The organism is Endozoicomonas sp. ALE010 (assembly GCF_049310165.1).
Lineage (GTDB): Bacteria > Pseudomonadota > Gammaproteobacteria > Pseudomonadales > Endozoicomonadaceae > Endozoicomonas.
Genome location: NZ_JBLYNV010000179.1, coordinates 1 through 1664, shown reverse-complemented (window position 1 = coordinate 1664; position 1664 = coordinate 1). Strand labels below are relative to the sequence as shown.

Sequence of the window (1664 nt, the reverse complement as noted above, 5' to 3'; positions counted from 1 at the left end):
GGATTGACGTTTTGAAACGATTGCATGGTAATGGGGGACGACCGGACACGCTCTGCCAAGCCAACTTGCGGCCTGGGCAATGGTGCGTTGATCCTCTTCATTGTGCAGGAATGTATTTTCCAGTCGGGTAAACAGGTCATCCATGGGCTTTTCAAGCACGTGATTTTTATTGGCATTGGCGACCAGACACAGCCTGGCACAGCAGACCATTACTCCCCAGAGAGACATCAATATGGCTTTCTGAGAGAGCTGATGGTTTTCACTGATTCGGTAGACCAGCGACTCGAACGTGGATGTAACCACGTTCAGCTCAACGAACTCACCCAGTTTCGCCATGGCCCACAGAAGGTTGGCGATTTCCTGTGGTTTAAAGTTAGCTTTCTGTGCGTTCACGTGGGACAACAGTGCGGTCACGGCCTCGTTGAGACCTGGTGTCTGCTTCTGTCCGTTGTCCACCAGTTTCGCCATGGCCCACAGCAGGTTGGCGATACTCTGGGCATTAAACCGGCCTTTCAGTGCGCTCACGAAGGGCAACAGCTCGGCTACGGCTTCTTTGAGCCCTGGTGTCTGCTCCTGCCCGTTGCCCACCAGTTTCGCCATGGCCCACAGCAGGTTGGCGATTTCCTGTGGTTTAAAGTGAGCTTTCTGTATGTTCACGTGGGGCAACAGCGCGGCCACGGCCTCGTTGAGCTCTGGCGTCCACTCCTGACCGTTGTCCACCAGTTTTGCTACGGCCCACAGCAGGTTGGCGATTTGCTGTGGGTTAAAGTGAGCTTTCTGTATGTTCACGTGGAGCAACAGCGCGGCCACGGCCTCGTTGAGCTCTGGTGTCCGCTCCTGACCGTTGTCCACCAGTTTTGCTACGGCCCACAGCAGGTTGGCGATTTCCTGTGGTTTAAAGTGGGCTTTCTGTATGTTCACGCGGGGTAGCAGGGCGACCATAGCCTCTTTGAGTTCTGGTGTCCGTTCCTGCCCGTTGTCTACCAGTTTCGCCATGGCCCACAGCAGGTTGGCGATATCCTGGGCATTAAATTGGTCTTTCTGTACGTTCACGTGGGGCAACAGCGTGGCCACGGCCTCTTTGATTTCTGGTGTTTGCTCCTGCCCGTTATCCACCAGTTTCGCCATGGCCCAGAGCAGGTTGGCGATATGCTGAGGAATAAATTGGTCTGTTTGTGCGTTCACGTGGGGCAATAGCGCGGCCACGGCCTCGTTGAGCCCAGGTGACCGAGCCTGGCCGTTGTCCACCAGTTTTGCCATGGCCCAGAGCAGGTTGGCGATACCCTGTGGTTTAAAGTTAGCTTTCTGTGTGTTCACGAGGAGCAACAGCGTGGCAACGGCTTTGTTGAGTTCTGGTGTCGGCTCCTGCCCGCTGTCCATCAGTTTCGCGATGGCCCACAGCAGGTTGGCGATTTCCTGTGGTTTAAAGTGAGCTTTCTGTGTGTTCACGTGGGGCAACAGCGCGGCCACAGCCTTTTTGAGCTCTGGTGTCGGCTCCTGCCCGATGTCCACCAGTTTCGCCGTGGCCCACAGCAGGTTGGCGATACCCTGGGCATCAATATCCTTGGCTTCAGGTTTTTGGTTGCACTTGAATATTATTGCATCAAGCAGAGTGGACAATAAGGTAGCTTGAGTGAGCTGAACACGCTCATCCATGGGCTTAT

1 protein-coding gene is annotated in these 1664 nt (G+C 54.9%); it reads right to left on the bottom strand.

Going from position 1 to position 1664, the window contains the following annotated elements; translation table 11 throughout:
• Positions 1-1664: DUF1601 domain-containing protein (locus ACO6UY_RS24615; RefSeq protein WP_422491687.1), on the bottom strand; the 1664-nt coding region annotated here is incomplete at both ends.